Origin of the sequence: Kitasatospora sp. NPDC049285, from assembly GCF_040678815.1 — a bacterium.
Taxonomy (GTDB): domain Bacteria; phylum Actinomycetota; class Actinomycetes; order Streptomycetales; family Streptomycetaceae; genus Kitasatospora.
On sequence record NZ_JBFAQR010000039.1, the window covers coordinates 13,923 to 27,931 of the forward strand.

At 71.3% G+C, this 14,009-nt stretch carries 14 protein-coding genes and 4 pseudogenes; 11 read left to right on the top strand and 7 right to left on the bottom strand.

Features of this window, described 5'->3' with window-relative positions:
- Nucleotides 1-40 precede the first annotated feature (40 nt).
- Nucleotides 41-3,781: an RHS repeat-associated core domain-containing protein gene (locus tag AB0K51_RS22995; RefSeq protein WP_363458520.1), complete on the top strand. Its 3,741-nt coding sequence runs from the start codon at nucleotides 41-43 to the stop codon at nucleotides 3,779-3,781.
- Nucleotides 3,778-4,164 (top strand): hypothetical protein, encoded by a 387-nt coding sequence (locus tag AB0K51_RS23000; RefSeq protein WP_363458522.1) that lies wholly within the window; start codon nucleotides 3,778-3,780, stop codon nucleotides 4,162-4,164. Before AB0K51_RS22995 ends, AB0K51_RS23000 begins: the two co-directional genes overlap by 4 nt.
- Nucleotide 4,165: 1 nt before the next feature.
- Here AB0K51_RS23000 and AB0K51_RS23005 read toward each other — a convergent pair.
- Both AB0K51_RS23005 and AB0K51_RS23010 read right to left on the bottom strand, forming a co-directional pair.
- Nucleotides 4,166-4,291: pseudogene (locus AB0K51_RS23005) on the bottom strand (DNA-binding protein); the annotation flags it as partial.
- A gap of 31 nt (nucleotides 4,292-4,322) precedes the next feature.
- Nucleotides 4,323-4,505, bottom strand: a pseudogene (locus tag AB0K51_RS23010) (hypothetical protein); the annotation flags it as partial.
- On the opposite strand from AB0K51_RS23010, the pseudogene AB0K51_RS23015 reads away from it, so the two are divergent.
- Nucleotides 4,483-4,680 (top strand): annotated as a pseudogene (locus tag AB0K51_RS23015) (LLM class flavin-dependent oxidoreductase); the annotation flags it as partial. The pseudogenes AB0K51_RS23010 and AB0K51_RS23015 overlap by 23 nt on opposite strands.
- Nucleotides 4,681-4,753: 73 nt before the next feature.
- Here AB0K51_RS23015 and AB0K51_RS23020 read toward each other — a convergent pair.
- A complete protein-coding gene (locus AB0K51_RS23020) occupies nucleotides 4,754-5,155 on the bottom strand; it encodes a DNA-binding protein (RefSeq protein ID WP_363458523.1) in 402 nt (133 codons plus the stop codon).
- Nucleotides 5,152-5,400, bottom strand: coding sequence for a type II toxin-antitoxin system CcdA family antitoxin (locus AB0K51_RS23025; RefSeq protein WP_363458525.1), 249 nt, complete (start codon nucleotides 5,398-5,400; stop codon nucleotides 5,152-5,154). The genes AB0K51_RS23020 and AB0K51_RS23025 overlap by 4 nt, the downstream gene beginning before the upstream one ends.
- Nucleotides 5,401-5,483: 83 nt before the next feature.
- On the opposite strand from AB0K51_RS23025, the pseudogene AB0K51_RS23030 reads away from it, so the two are divergent.
- Nucleotides 5,484-5,648, top strand: a pseudogene (locus AB0K51_RS23030) (LLM class flavin-dependent oxidoreductase); the annotation flags it as partial.
- A 41-nt stretch (nucleotides 5,649-5,689) separates the two neighbouring features.
- Here AB0K51_RS23030 and AB0K51_RS23035 read toward each other — a convergent pair.
- The 3 genes from AB0K51_RS23035 to AB0K51_RS23045 all read right to left on the bottom strand — a co-directional run bounded on the left by AB0K51_RS23035 (nucleotide 5,690) and on the right by AB0K51_RS23045 (nucleotide 6,970).
- Entirely contained in the window at nucleotides 5,690-6,082 is a 393-nt protein-coding gene (locus AB0K51_RS23035) for a PIN domain-containing protein (protein ID WP_363458527.1), read from the bottom strand.
- Nucleotides 6,079-6,360, bottom strand: coding sequence for a hypothetical protein (locus tag AB0K51_RS23040; RefSeq protein ID WP_363458529.1), 282 nt, complete (start codon nucleotides 6,358-6,360; stop codon nucleotides 6,079-6,081). Before AB0K51_RS23040 ends, AB0K51_RS23035 begins: the two co-directional genes overlap by 4 nt.
- Before the next feature lie 94 nt (nucleotides 6,361-6,454).
- Nucleotides 6,455-6,970 carry a hypothetical protein gene (locus AB0K51_RS23045; RefSeq protein ID WP_363458531.1) on the bottom strand — a complete coding sequence of 172 codons (516 nt, stop codon included), beginning with the start codon at nucleotides 6,968-6,970 and terminating at the stop codon, nucleotides 6,455-6,457.
- A 10-nt stretch (nucleotides 6,971-6,980) separates the two neighbouring features.
- Between AB0K51_RS23045 and AB0K51_RS23050 the strand changes: the two genes are divergently transcribed.
- From AB0K51_RS23050 to AB0K51_RS23080, 7 genes are all read left to right on the top strand, one after another.
- The gene (locus AB0K51_RS23050; RefSeq protein WP_363458532.1) at nucleotides 6,981-7,598 is read left to right on the top strand and encodes a hypothetical protein; all 618 of its coding nucleotides are present in this window, start codon (nucleotides 6,981-6,983) and stop codon (nucleotides 7,596-7,598) included.
- Between the two features lie 10 nt (nucleotides 7,599-7,608).
- A complete protein-coding gene (locus AB0K51_RS23055) occupies nucleotides 7,609-8,496 on the top strand; it encodes an LLM class flavin-dependent oxidoreductase (protein WP_363458534.1) in 888 nt (295 codons plus the stop codon).
- A 118-nt stretch (nucleotides 8,497-8,614) separates the two neighbouring features.
- Nucleotides 8,615-9,898, top strand: a complete 1,284-nt coding sequence (locus AB0K51_RS23060; protein WP_363458536.1) for a hypothetical protein — start codon at nucleotides 8,615-8,617, stop codon at nucleotides 9,896-9,898.
- Between the two features lie 207 nt (nucleotides 9,899-10,105).
- Nucleotides 10,106-11,077 carry a hypothetical protein gene (locus AB0K51_RS23065; RefSeq protein WP_363458537.1) on the top strand — a complete coding sequence of 324 codons (972 nt, stop codon included), beginning with the start codon at nucleotides 10,106-10,108 and terminating at the stop codon, nucleotides 11,075-11,077.
- A gap of 34 nt (nucleotides 11,078-11,111) precedes the next feature.
- On the top strand, nucleotides 11,112-12,041 hold the full coding sequence (locus AB0K51_RS23070; RefSeq protein WP_363458539.1) for a hypothetical protein: 930 nt from the start codon (nucleotides 11,112-11,114) through the stop codon (nucleotides 12,039-12,041).
- On the top strand, nucleotides 12,038-12,898 hold the full coding sequence (locus tag AB0K51_RS23075; RefSeq protein WP_363458541.1) for a hypothetical protein: 861 nt from the start codon (nucleotides 12,038-12,040) through the stop codon (nucleotides 12,896-12,898). The genes AB0K51_RS23070 and AB0K51_RS23075 overlap by 4 nt, the downstream gene beginning before the upstream one ends.
- Nucleotides 12,895-13,968, top strand: coding sequence for a hypothetical protein (locus AB0K51_RS23080; RefSeq protein ID WP_363458543.1), 1,074 nt, complete (start codon nucleotides 12,895-12,897; stop codon nucleotides 13,966-13,968). Before AB0K51_RS23075 ends, AB0K51_RS23080 begins: the two co-directional genes overlap by 4 nt.
- The last annotated feature ends 41 nt before the right edge of the window (nucleotides 13,969-14,009 follow it).

A 14,009-nucleotide genomic window follows, 5' to 3' on the forward strand; every position in this document is an offset into this window, starting at 1 on the left:
TACGGTCGTCTGCGAGTGCGAATTCGGGGGATTGGTTCTGATGGGCAATCAGATCGTCAAGGCGCTGGAGGACGGCGCGCAGAAGCTCGGCAAGACGCTGGCGGAGGACGCCGGGAAGGCGTTGAAGAACTTCTACCGGCATGCGGGCGACAACATGAAGAAGGTCGCCAAGAACGTCCGGGACATCGAGGAGAAGCACGCCAAGGACCTCGAGAAGATCTTCAAGGGCGAGGGCAAGGGCCTGAACCACCCCCGCTCCGGCGGCGGTTTCGGCCGCCGGGGCGGCTCGCATCCGAAGGGCCGCGGCCGCGAGCAGGTGAAGTCGCCGCGGACCGAAGGCCGTCGGCACGACTCGCGCTGCCCGGGTGGTGAGCCGGTCGACATGGCGACCGGGCGGATGTTCATCGACCAGGCGGACGCTTCGCTGCCGGGTTCGCTGCCGCTGCTGTTCACCCGCAGCTTCGAGTCGGGGCTGCTGACGGGTCGTTGGATGGGCCCGAAGTGGCTCTGCCCCTTCGACGAGCGCCTCGAACTCGACGAGGACGGAGTGGTCCACGTCCGCGCCGACCGGATCACCCAGGCCTACCCGCTCCCCGAGCCCGGCGACGACCCGGTATACGCCTCGGCCGGATCCCGCCACGAACTCGCCTTGCAAGACGGCCTGTTCACCGTCACCGACCCCGCCACCGGCCTGGTGAAGACCTTCACGCCCACCCCCGACGGCACGGAGGCCCTGCTCACCGAGGTCCGCGACCGGCACGGCCGCCACTACACCCTCGCCTACGACGAGGACGGCGTCCCGCTCTCCATCACCCACTCCGGCGGCTACCGCCTCCTCGTCACCGTCGACGCCGACCGCATCACCGCCCTGCGCCTCGCCGGAGCGAGCGACAGCGGCGGCGACGCCCTCCTGATGCGCTACAGCTACACCGACGGGCACCTCACCGCCGTCTACAACTCCAGCGGCAAGGCGATGCGCTTCGCCAACGACGCCGACGGCCGCATCCTGTCGTGGACCGACCGCAACAACTCCCAGTACCTGTACGCCTACGACGCACACGACCGGGTCACCGACGAAGGCGGCGCCGAGGGCAACCTCCGATTCCGCTTCACCTACTCCGAACCCGACCCGACGACCGGTCTCGCCACCCACACCGAGACCAACGCCCTCGGCCACACCACCACCTACCTGGTCAACGAACACGCCCAGATCACCGCGATCACCGACCCGCTCGGCCACACCACCCGCACCGAACGCGACGAGTACGACCGCCTCCTCGCCGAGACGGACCCCCTCGGCCGCACCACCCGCTACGAGTACGACGGTGCCGGCGACCTGATCCGGATCACCCGCCCCGACGGCCACCACAGCACCGCCACGTACCTCGACGGACTCAGCCTCCCCACGACCGTCACGCAGCCGGGCGGCGCCACCTGGCACCACACCTACGACGGGTCCGGGCTGCGCACGACCGACACCGACCCCCTCGGCGCCACCACCCGGTACGGCTACGACGCCGACGGCCACCTCGCCACCATCACCGACGCCCTCGGCCACACCACGCTGATCAGCTGCAACCCGGCCGGCCTACCCGTCGAGGTCACCGACCCGCTGGGCGGCGTCTCCCGCTACGAGCGCGACGCCTTCGGACTCACCGTCGCCATCACCGACCCCCTCGGCGCGGTCGCCCGGCTGACCTGGACTTCCGAAGGCCGTCCGCTCACCCGGACCACGGCGGACGGGGCCGCCGAGAGCTGGACCTACGACGGCGAGGGCAACCTGCTCACGCACACGGACCGGCTCGGCCGAACCACGGTCCTCGAGCACACGCACTTCGACGTCCTCACCGCCCGGACCACCGCGGACGGTGCCCGCCACACCTTCCACTACGACGCCGACATGCGCCTGATCGCCGTCGGCGACGCGCTGGGCCGGCAGTGGACCTACGCCTACGACGCCGCCGGGCGCCTCGTCGCCGAGACCGACTTCGGCGGGCGCACCACCACCTACGAGCTGGACGCCGCCGGCCAGCTCCTCACCCGGACCGGCCCGGACGGCGCACGGACGCATCACACCTACGACCTGCTCGGCCGGGCCGTGCGGGTCGACTCGGCAGGTCGCACGACGACGTTCGGCTACGATCCGGCCGGAAACCTGATCGCCGCCGACAACCCCGACGCCGTGCTGACCCGGACGGTCGACGCCGTGGGCAACCTGCTCTCGGAGACTGTCAACGGACGGACCGTCACCCACACCCGGGACGTCCTCGGCCGCTCACTGACCCGACGCACCCCGGCCGGCCATGCCAGCACCCGGACCTACGACGCTGCCGGCCGGCCCTCGGCGCTCGCGACCCCCGACGGCGAGATCGGGTTCGGCTACGACACGGTGGGGCACGAGGTCGCGCGAAGCATCGGCGGACGACTGCTCATCTCCACCACCTGGGACCGTCGGCACCGGCGCACCGGGCAGACGGTCGAAACGGGAGGCACCCGTCTCCAACAGCGCAGCTACGCCTACTACCCGGACGGCAGCCTGCAGGCCGTCGAGGACGCGATCTCCGGCACCAGGACCTTCGCACTGGACCAGGCGGGTCGGGTCACCGGTGTGCAGGCCCGTGAGTGGACCGAGTCCTACGCCTACGACCGGGCCGGGAACATCACCAGCGCCGAGTGGCCCGCCACCGGGGCCGGCGCGGCCCCGCTGGGCACGCGCGTGTACCGCGACACCCGGCTCACCGATGCCGGCCGGGTCCGCTACGAGTACGACGCCGTCGGCCGCACGACCCTGCGCCAGGTCACCCGGCTGTCCAGGAAGCCCGACACCTGGCGTTACACCTGGGACGCCGACGATCGGCTCACCCGCGTCACCACGCCCGACGGAACCGTGTGGCGCTACCTGTACGACCCGCTCGGCCGCCGGATCGCGAAGCAGCGCCTCGACGACGACGGAAGCACGGTCGTGGAGCGGACCGACTTCACCTGGGACGACCACACCCTGGTCGAGCAGACCACGGTCGCTCCGTATCTCCCCGGGCCGCACACCCTGAGCTGGGAACACAGCGGTCTCCACCCGATCTGCCAGACCGAGACCATCACGACCGCCGACGCCTCGCAGGAACACGTCGACCGCCGCTTCTTCGCGATCGTCACCGACCTGGTCGGGGCTCCGGCCGAGCTGATCGACACGGCGGACCACACCATCGCCTGGCGCGCCACCACGACGCTGTGGGGCTGCACGAGCTGGTCGGCGGCGAGCACGACCTACACCCCGCTGCGCTTCCCCGGGCAGTACTTCGACCCGGAGACCCGGCTCCACTACAACGTCCACCGCTACTACGATCCCGAGACCGGCCGGTACACCAGTCCCGACCCGCTCGGACTCGGCCCCGCGCCCAACCCCGACAGCTACGTCCACAACCCGCTGACCTGGGCCGATCCGCTCGGACTCTCTCCCCACAACCACAATCCGGCACCGCCCGAGACGAAGATCGAACTACCGGAGGTGACGGCTCCCAAGCCGCTCAAGCCGTCCGAGGTCGAAGCGGCGTGGGACAAGTTCCTCGGCCCCGGACCGCACACTAATATTCACCCGCGAACCGGCCTCCCGGACCCGCACCGCATCGTGTCGGCCGACGGCCGGCGGAGCATCCGACTGGGGCCTCACGAGATGAACAGCAAACCGACGAAGTTCCACTTCCACATGGAGACGTGGGACTGGCACGCACCCTCGAACACGTGGGTGATCGGCAACACCATGGTCAGGGTTCCGCTGAAATGAGAGTGCAGGTCACCGAGGTCGTCGACCCGGCGCAGGGCACCGTCGCCTTCTCCTGCGCGGTCGGCGAGGCGGTCGGACGGTGGAGGGGCGAGGATGCCGCCCGGATCGGCTCGTACGACGTCGAGCTGGAGATCCCCGAGGCGGTCGACCGCTGGGCTCCGCACGCACCCGGACCGGGATCCCTCAGCGGCGTGGGCCCCCAGGACCTGGCCGTCACCGGCGTGGTGGTCGCGGTCGGCGAGGACGACGACCCCGTCCTCAGCCTCCGCGTCGGAACGGACATCCTCCTGGTCGAGCTCGCCGCCCCGGTGTCCTGGCCGGCCATCGGCGAGACCATCGCGCTCCGCGCCCGCACGCTGGAGCTCTATCCGTACCAGCTCTGAAGAGTCGGGCCATGTCGTCGACGTCCGAGGTGAGCACGCCCACTGGCCCCGGCTGCCGCAGCGCCATCTCCGCCACGGTCACGTCGGTCGCGTCCTTGTGCCCGTGCAGGCCGGCCTGCTTCAGCAGAAGCGTTCGGTCCCGTGGCGCTCGCCGAACCCGCCGACCCGGCGGAACCGAAGATCCTGGCGTGCGCCTCGGACATCTCTTCGTCGGTGAACGCGCCCTGCTCATCCCGACAACGGCGAAGATCGTCCGCGAGCAGCTGGTGCCGAATCTGGCGGGCTACTGCCTCCGCGACATACCCGGAGACGTTGTCGGTGAGATTCCTGAGTTCGTCCACCTGGGCTGTCGGGAGAGTGGCGGTGAGCCGAGGAACTCGGCTTCCATACGGCTTACACGTACGACCACCTGAGCTGGCGGAGCTTCCGCGAAGAGCCGTGGTTCGGGTCGGTGCCGCCCTCACCGCGGCGGCGACGGTGACCGAGCGGATGCGGCTGGGGACGCTGGTGACCTCGGCCAAGCCTCGTTCACCCATCACGCACTGACCTGCGGGAACGCGGGTCATGAACGCCCTGACCCGCTGTCGGCTCAGATCGCGATGAGCCGGACCCGGTCACCGCAGAGCTTGGCCATGTCGTCGACGTCCGAGGTCAACATGGCCACCGGGCCTGGCTGGCGGAGCGCCATCTCGGCGACGGTGGCGTCGATGGCGTACTTGTGACCGTGCAGACCGCCCTGCTTGAGAAGCGCCGCGGAGGCTCTGGCCGCGTGCTCGGTCACGGGCTCGATCCTGACCTGTGAAAGCACCCAGTTCAGGCGGGCGGTGTTCGCCCTGGCGTGCGAGATCTCCACGATGGTGTTGGCGCCGATGACCAGGCCGGCCCCCATCGAGTGGAAAGCCTTGATCATCGCGAGCACGTCCCGGTCCTGCGAGATCCAGGCGGACATTCCCTGGGAGTCCAGCACGGCGGTCTCGATCCGCACACTCACGCGGCAGCCGCTCCGCTGCCCGGCTCGGACGAACCGAAGATCCTCGCGTGCGCGGCGGCGAGTTCCTCGTCCGTGAACGCGCCGTGTTGTTCCTCGTACTGACGGAGTTCTTCTGCGACCAGTTGATGCCTGATCTGCCGGGCCACCGCTTCCGCGACGTATCCGGAGATGTTGTCCGTGAGTTTCTTCAGCTCGGCCACCTGCTCCGTGGGCAGGGTGACCGTGATGCGCGTGGTAGCCGCCATGAAGCAAGCATACTGCCGGTATGCATACTCCGGCCGGGCTTTCGGCGGCATAGTGTCGAGCCATGCGACTGAGTACGGTGATCCTCGGCTTCCATGCGGCTTACACGTACGACCACCTGAGCTGGCGGAGCTTCCGCGAGGAGCCGTGGTTCGGGTCGGTGCCGACCCGCACGGCGGCGGCAACGGTGACCGAGCGGATGAGGCTGGGGACGCTGGTGACCTCGGTCAAGCCTCGTTCACCCATCACAGCCTGAGCTGGAAAGACGCGGCAGGTCGTCGGGAGGGGTGCTCAGATCGGCTCGACTGCCACCCGCGGGTGGCAGAGTCGGCGGAGATCGTCGGTGTCGCTCGTGACCACGGTGACGTCGCCGCGTTCGAGGTGGGCCGTGGCTGCGAGCATCGCGTCGACGGCGTACTTGTGGCCGTGCAACCCTTCGGTCGCGAGGAGCTTGCTCGCGGCGCGTGCGATCTCCTCCGTGACGGGACGCACCTTGGCCAGCGAGACAGCGTGGTCGAACGCGGCTTGCGGCACTTTCGGATCGCGGGCCTCGACCAGGGTCGCTGCACTGGTGACGACCAGGAGGTCGAGGGTGCGGGCGACGTCCAGCCAGACCGTCATGTCACGGTGGCGGCGGGAGAGCTTGGAGAGTGCTTCGCTGTCGAGAACGAGCGTGCCGCTCACGCGGCGTCCGCCGGAGCCGAGTTGTCGCGATGGGCGGCATGGTGGGCTCGGATGCGTTCGGCCCTGGCCGCCACCTCGGTCGGATCAACAGGGCCGTGCTCCGCTTCGGCGGTGGCGACGTACTCGTCGATGGCTTCGCGCTGGAGCTGGCGCTGCACGGCCTCCTCGATGTACGAGGAGACGCCCTGCTTCCCGGCGCGCGCGCGGATCGCCTCCAGCGTCTCGGCGCGCAAGGAGACGCTGGTGACCCGGGTCTTGCCGGCGCGAGGGGTATCCATGGGAAAAGTGTAGTACATCACTTGTGAATCCTGTGCGCCGGCGCTCCGGATTCCGGAGTTTCGGGTGCACCCGACGGCAGCGCGCCGCCCGGTACTACCGCCGACCGGCGAGGAGTTCGGCGAGGCGCTCGCCGATCACGGAGACGCCGGGGCGGGGTTCTTGTGCGTAGTACCAGGGCTTGCGTCGGCGCAGCAGTTCCTCGCCGTGCTCGGCCCAGGCGAATCCGGGCTTGCGCAGCAGCCTTCGGAAGACAGTGTCGACCGTGTCCGGGTGGGCGGCGGCAAGGCGGCGGATCGGCAGTGGCGTGATCGAGTCCTCGCGTAGGTAGGTGCGCAGCAGGTCCTGGTGCTTCCTGCGGCCCGTCAGGTCCGGGTCGGCGAACAGGTCCCGCAGCATCCCGTAGTCCGCGTAGAAGTTCAGCCCGTCAATCTCGTCGTAGATGACGCCGACGGTGTCCGCGTCCGCGAGGTCGGGTGGCAGCTCGAAGGCAGGGAAGTCCAGCCCGGGCAGCCGCCTGCCCCGTGCAGGGGCGGAGTGCGCGGCGAGGGTGGCCTCCTGCCGGTGCCGGTAGTAGGCGTTGAGCAGATCCTCGGATGCGGCGGGGCTCACTGGCTGCCAGTTGGAGCGCGGCCTGGGCAATCTCGTTGGCACTGGCCTTCGGGTAGTACTCCATGGCCCCGGAAACCAGCCAGGCTCCCTCGGCCGGGAGGAGAGGAACCAGGCAGGTGAGGAGGAACCCTCCTTCGAAGACTCCGCGAAAGGCGGCTCGCCCGACATTCGAGTACGTGCGGTACTCCAGGTCGTCGACCAGGTTCAGCAGGACGACCGCACCGTCGTCCTTCCGCCGGATCTCGAAGATCCCTTCCACCGGGTCACGCCAGCCGAGCAGCAGCTCCCGCTCGACCTCGGTCAGGTCCCGCCGTCCTGCGACGAACCAGTCCACCACGGTCGAACCGTCCGGCAGGCGGTACCGCAGGATGCAGTGGTCGATGATCCGGATCGCCTCGGTCTCGTCCAACTCCCGTTCCGGGCCGGCGGCCTCCAGCAGCAGCGGTGTCAGCCACCGGTCGAAGCGCGCGCTCTGCCCGAAAGCAACCAATGCGCCCTTCAGCTCGGCACTGCGTTCGACGAGATCAGCGCGCAAGCGTGCATCCGTGTCCACGGCGCCACGCTAGCGGGCGTACGGATACCGTTCCTCGGCCTTGCCGAAACCTCACCCGCAGCAGCTCGCGCGTAGGGTCGGGGCCATGCGACTGAGTACGGTGATCCTCCCCATCCACCGGTGGAGCGAGGGGCAGAAGGTGTGGCGGCGGGCCGAGGAACTCGGCTTCCATGCGGCTTACACGTACGACCACCTGAGCTGGCGGAGCTTCCGCGAGGAGCCGTGGTTCGGGTCGGTGCCGACCCTCACGGCGGCGGCGACGGTGACCGAGCGGATCAGGCTCGGGACGCTGGTGACCTCGCCGAACTTCCGTCACCCGGTGACTCTCGCCAAGGAGTTGATCACGCTGGACGACGTGTCCGGCGGGCGGCTGACGCTGGGGATCGGGGCCGGCGGAACGGGGTACGACGCGACGGCGATGGGCCAGGAGGCGTGGTCGCCGAAGGAACGGGCGGCGCGGTTCGGCGAGTTCGTGCCGCTGCTGGACGAGCTGTTGCGGCAGGACGCGACCACCCGGGAGGGGCAGTACTACTCCGCCGTCGAGGCGCGGAACATCCCGGGCTGCGTGCAGACGCCGCGGGTGCCGTTCTACGTGGCGGCGACCGGACCGCGCGGGCTGAAGCTGGCCGCGGAGTACGGGCAGGGCTGGGTGACGTACGGCGACCCCAAGGGCCCGGCGGACGTGCCGGTGGAGCAGGCGCCCGCGGTGATCGCGCAGCAGCTCGCGAAGCTGACGGCCGCCTGCGAGTCCGCCGGGCGGGACGTGGCGACGCTGGAGAAGGTGCTGCTGCAGGGCTCGACCGTGGAGAAGCCGCTGCAGTCACTCGACGCCTTCGTCGAATGGGCGGGCACCTACCGGGAGTTGGGCATCACCGAGCTGGTGGTGCACTGGCCGGTGCCGGACTCGATCTTCGCCAACGACCTCGCCGTGTTCGAGCGGATCGCCACCGAGGGCCTGGCCCAACTCGGCTGACGCCCCATCCGGTTCCGCACCCACCCGGGGGCCGCCGGTGACCTGGTGCGACGCGAGTCCTAGGCTCTGCGTCGCACGCGATCAACGGGATCGGCGGGCCTCTGGAGGGGGTACGGGGATGAGCGCGGACAGCGGCAGTCCGGAGCAACCGCAGGACGGCGGTCAGCAGAGCGGACAGCAGCACGGCCGGCAGAACGGTCAGCAGGCCGGAGCGCCGGGTCATCAGCAGGGCCAGCAGCCCTGGGGCGGGCAGCAGTGGGGCCAGCAGCCGCCGCCGCAGGGCCAGTACGGCCAATACGGGCACCAGGGCTGGGGCCAGGGCGGCGGCGGGGCCTGGGCGTTCGTGCCGATCGCGCCGAAGCCCGGCACCGTCCCGCTGCGCCCGCTGGCCTTCGGCGACATCTTCGGGGCGGTCTTCGACACCCTGCGCCGCTACGCGAAGGCGATCTACCTGCCGCTGCTGGTGGTGGCGGGAATCGCGGCGGTCCCGGTGATCGCGCTGTCGGTGGCCGCGGTCTCACCGCTCTCGGACGTCTTCCGGCACGCCGCCGACGACGACAACTGGGAGGGCAGCCAGGACGCGGTGGTGCGGCTGCTCTGGTCGCTCGGCGGGCTGGCGCTGGTCTGGGTGCTGGTGATCGCGGTGATGTACGTGGTCACCTCGACGGTCTCGACGGTGGTGCTGCGGTCGGCGGCGATCGGACGCCCGATGACGGCGGGTCAGGCCTGGAAGGAGGCCCGGCCCTGGCTGTGGCGGGTGCTGGGCTCGCAGGCGCTGCTGTACGGCTCGATGCTGCTGGCCTGGGTGGCGGTGGCGGTGGCGGGCACCGCGATCGCGGCGGCGGCCGACGTCCCGCAGCTGTTCCTGGTGCTGGTGCCGGTGGACATGGCGCTGCTCGGGGTCGTGGTCTACGTCGCGGTGCGACTGGTGCCGCAGGTCGCCGTCCTGGTGCTGGAGGAGTCCACGGTCACCGGCTCGATCCGGCGGGCCTGGCGGCTGAACCTGGGCAACTGGTGGCGCAGCCTGCTGATCCCGCTGGCGGTAGCCGCGGTCGGCCGCGCCGCCGTGGGCTTCCTGACCTCGCCGTTCTCCATCGCCGTGAACGTCATGACGCCCACTCGCGAGTTCTCCACCGACCCGGCCTCGGTGCCCACGCCGGACCTGCCCGGCAGCGGCGCGCTGGCGGTGCTCGTGGTGATCGGCGCGGTCCTCGGCCTGCTCGGCGTGATGGCGACCCTGCCGCTGACCCCGCTGGCCAACGGCCTGCTGTACATGGACCGCCGGATCCGCAACGAGCGACTCGACCTCGCACTCGCCGAGGCCGCCGGCATCCGCCTCACCGACCCCGGGCAGCCGACCCCGCCCGGCGGCGCCCCCGGCACGCCCGGCCAGCCGACCTGACGGGTCGTGGCGTTGCGGTTCGGTCACGACGTGTCTGATTGGTCGCCGAATACGGGTTTTTGTGCCGCAGAACCGTGTTGTTGACGGAGACACAGGGCTTTCATAATTCGTGCACCGCGTGGTGACGATGACGCACGGGCCGACCGGGGGGACGGTCCGCCCGCCCGCGGGTACTTTCCTGTGAACTTTGGGGGGAGACCCTTGTCCGTGCCCGATCCGTCCGCCGACCACCCGTCTGACCACCCGTCTGACCGCCCGTCTGACCGTCCGTCTGACCAGCGGTCGGCCGACCAGCCGACCGACCCGTCGACCGACCAGTCGACCGACCAGCTGACCGATTCCGACGCGCAGCCCGGCGCGACCGAGCCGCACCCCGTAGTCGAGGCGCACCCCGCAGTCGAGGCGCAGCCCGTCGCGCTCGGGGCGCCGACGGTCCGTCGGCTGCCCCGGGCGCTGGGTATCGCCCTCACCGTGACCGGGCTGCTCGCGGTGACCGCGACCAGCGCCGCGGTCACCGTCGCGGTCGGCAAGCCCGACCCGGCGCCGCGGGTGGCCGCCGCCCCGGCCGCCCCCGCGGCGAGCGCGAGCGCAAGTGCGAGTGCCAGCGCGACGCCCACCCCGACGCCCACGCCCACGCCGACCCCGAGCGTGGCACCCCGTCCGGCCAGCACCTTGCAGGGCAGCGTCTCCGGCGGCAAGCACAGCGGCGACCTGCGCTACTTCCTGCTGCCGGTGCCGGACCAGGCCGACCCGTACGGCTCGCCGGACGGCTCGATGATGACGATGGACGAGATCGCCGCGGGCTACTCCGACGGCACCGACGTCCAGGGCATGCTGGACTCCTGGGGCTTCAAGGAGGCGGCGACCCGCACCTACCGCACCCGGGACGGCAAGCTGCAGGTCCGGGTGGAGCTGAAGCACTTCGGCCGCACCGACCGTGCCGACGGCTACGCGCAAGGCACCAGCTACAAGGGCGACTCGTTCACCGTCGACGGCGGGGGCGGCGCCAAGGGCTGGATCTTCAAGCCCGAACAGCAGGCCTACACCGGCGAGTTGATCGGTGTCGGCGCGGTCGGCGACGTGGTCTACGAGATCTCCGTCCAGGTCAAGGGCGACCCCGACAAGGCGCTGCTCGCCGACGTGGTGAAGCGTCAGCGCGACCGGCTCGCCAACGGCTGACGGCCGTCCCGAACTTCTCTTCCAGGAGCACCAGTTGAGCACCGAACCCACGGGCCCCGCCGTGCCCGGGGCGGCCGCCGCACAACCCGAGCCGCCCACCACGATCCCGCCCGCCACTGCCCCGTCCGCGGAGCCGAACCCGTTCGCGCCGCCGTCCACCGCCCTGCCCGCCGCCGCCGCGCCTGCGGAGCCGAACCCGTTCGCCCCGCCGGTCGTGCTGTTCCCGCAGCCCGAACTGATCGAGGCGGGCGCCGAACCGGCCCGCAAGCGGCGCAAGCTCGGCACCGGGACGCTGTTCCTGGTGGCCGTGCTGGCCGGGCCGGTGCTCGGCGGCACGGTCGGGTACGCGATCCAGGCCGCCCGCCCCGCCACCCCGCTGCCGCGGATCGCCGCGCCGAAGCTGTCCTACCCGGCCGACCGGGTCGACCCGGCGGTGGTGGCCGCCGCGGCCCCGCAGCCGCTGAACATCGACGGCGACCTGCGCGAACTGCTGCTCAAGCGCCCGGACGGCACCGAGGAGTGGAAGGAGAACGCCGGCGACGGCGGCTGGATGACGACCGCCGACACCGCCGAGTCGTACGGCGAGTCGCAGCGGATCTTCAAGCAGCTGCTGGCGAACGGCTTCCGCCGTTCCGCGGTGGTCGCCTGGAAGGCCGGTGACGTCGAGTACCGGATCCGGCTGGTCCAGTACGCCCCGGATTCGGCGGACAACGCGATCACCGCGGCCAACGACTACCGCGCGGGCAACACCAAGGTCGGCAAGCTCGCCGGCAACCCGGACAGCGTCGTGGCCGTCCTGGACGACCCGCTGCACTACGCGGACAGCACCGAGAAGTACTACTACGGCCAGGTCCTGGCGCGTAAGGGCACCGTGGTGATGAACGTCGAGGTGTACGCCAAGAACCCGGTCGACCGGGCCCAGCTCGAAGACCTCGCCAAGCGCCAGTGGGAGCGACTCGCGTGACCGACATCGAATCCCCCACCCCGGCCGTCGAACCGGCCGTCGAACCGACCGGCGCGTCGGCCGAACTTCCCGTCGAGTCGTCAACGTCCCTGAAGAACAAGGACATTGTGACGCCCAAGCCGAAGCGCACGGTGCTGAAGGCCGCCGCCGCGGTGGTCGCCGCGGCGCTGGTCGGCGTCGGCATCGGCGAGGCGATCATCCAGGTGCACTACGCGAAGGACGACAAGGCGGTCGTCGCGGCGGCGCCGACCGCGCCGCAGCCTTCGGCGAGCCCGTCGGCCGCCTGGGGTGCCAAGTCCAACGGCAACCACTTCGGCAGCCTGCGCGACCTGCTGCTGCCCGTGCCGGGCGCGTACCGCCTCGGCCCGGACGCCGGCGCGCTCGGCCACGACAGCGAACTCGGCCAGGAGCAGCTGGCCAAGCGCCTGGAGAAGAACCTCGCCGACGTACCGGAGAAGTACCGCGACCAGGTGAAGAAGGCCTGGGAGGACCTGCACTTCCTCGGCTCCGGGGTGCGCACCCTGGTGCCCGGCGACAACAGCATGCTGGTCGAGCTCTACCTGGACCAGTTCAACCAGCAGGCGGTGTCGCAGACCAGCCAGCTGTACGGCGCGATGGTCGACGACACCGGCGTGTTCCGGCACGGCCCGGACGTCCCGGGCCACCCGGGCGCGCGCTGCGTGCTGCCGCCGCTGCGGCCGGGCGACCAACTCGACTACGTGCACTGCTTCTCCGCCGAGGGCGACCTGCTGGTGACCATGGAGGTCTCCGGGCTGGCACCCCTCGACCAGAACAAGGTCGTGGACCTGTTCCGTCAGCAGCTGGACCGACTGGCCCGACCGGGAGCCTCCGCATGAGCAGCGACACCACCCCCACCGACACCACCCCCACCGACACCACTCCCACCGACACCGCCCCGGCCACCGACGCCGCCCCGGCCACCGACGCCGCCCCGGCCACCGACGTCGCCCCCGCCCCCGCCGGGGGAGCCGCGGCAACCGCGATCGGCGAGGTCGAGGCGGTGGCCGGCGAGCCCGTGCCCGAGGGCGACCCCGCCGGGCGGCCGGCTGCGTCGAAGGCCGGCCGCAAGCGGCTGTGGCAGCTCGGCGCGGCCGTCCTGCTGACCCTGGCGACCGGCGCGGCCACGGCCGTCGCGGTGACCCAGCCGGAGCGCACCGAGCTGCCCGGCCTGGCCACACCGAACGACGGGCGGTACGTCTTCCCGGAGTTGGCGCTGCCGCCCCTGCCGTCGGGCGCGCCCGCGCCGCAGGACACCCGGGGCAAGACGCACGCCGCCGACCTGCGGGCGCTGCTGCTCCCGCTGCCCAAGGGCGCGGTCGGTACCGGCCCGTCCGCCGCCCCGTCGGCGAGCGCCACCGGCTCCCCGGCCGCAGCCCCGAGTGGCAGTCCGAGCACCGCCACGTCCGCGTCGGCAGGCGGTGCGGCCACCGCGTCGGCCGCGACGAAGCCGGCGCAGCCGGTCATGGCGGGCCGCTGGGTGCCGTGCGACGCGGAGACCATGCTGGCCAAGGACCCGGCCAACGCGAACCGGCTGACCACGGACGCCTGCCGGGCCGCCGCCGCGCAGGGCTGGACCGCCAAGGACGGCACCCGCACCGAGCTGCGGCTGCTCAAGTTCGGTTCCTCGTACGAGGCCGTGGACTTCTTCGGCGGCTCCGCCGGCCTGTCCTCGACCCGGGACATCGAGTCCGCGCGGATCGACCTGGACACCCAGTACCCGACCGCGTCCGGCACCCAGGTCGCCGCCCGGCTCTCGGACGCCAAGTCCGGTGGCACGCCCACCGGCCGGGTGGCCTGGGTGCAGGTCGGCGACGTCGTCGCGGTGGTGCAGATGACCAACCCGCACGGCGTGCCCACGCAGGCGTTCCGGCAGGTGATCGCCCTGCAGAGCGCCATGCTCGGCTGACCGTGCGGCCGACGTGGCGCGCCGGCTGACGGGGCGTCAGA